Below are 259 nucleotides of genomic sequence, written 5' to 3'. Positions count from 1 at the left end.
TCAAGATTCCCTCCCGTTCCGACTGTTCCGAGTCGGAAGTCACGTCCGAAACCCTCTACCTGTCCCGTCGGCGTCTGCTCGGTGCTTCCTTCGCCGGATTGGCGCTGGCCAGCGGCCTGCCGCGCCTGGGCTTTGCCGACGAACAGCGCTATGCCGGCGTCGAGTCGGTACCGGCGCCGGGCTGGTTCGCCGAAAAGCTACCGCAGACCCGCTGGCAGGCGGTGAATGTCCAGGGGGAGGCGATCACGCCATTCAAGGA

Annotated in this window: 1 protein-coding gene; it reads left to right on the top strand. The window is 66.0% G+C overall.

Annotated elements, in window-relative coordinates; genetic code table 11:
- Positions 1–259: hypothetical protein (locus tag ACLJNW_RS26280; RefSeq protein ID WP_410961518.1), on the top strand; the 259-nt coding region annotated here is incomplete at both ends.

It is taken from the genome of Salmonella sp. SAL4457, assembly GCF_046548235.1.
Classification (GTDB): Bacteria; Pseudomonadota; Gammaproteobacteria; order Enterobacterales; family Enterobacteriaceae; genus Salmonella; species Salmonella enterica.
The sequence above is the reverse complement of the archived record's forward strand: the minus strand, read 5'-3'. Positions and strand labels throughout refer to the sequence as shown.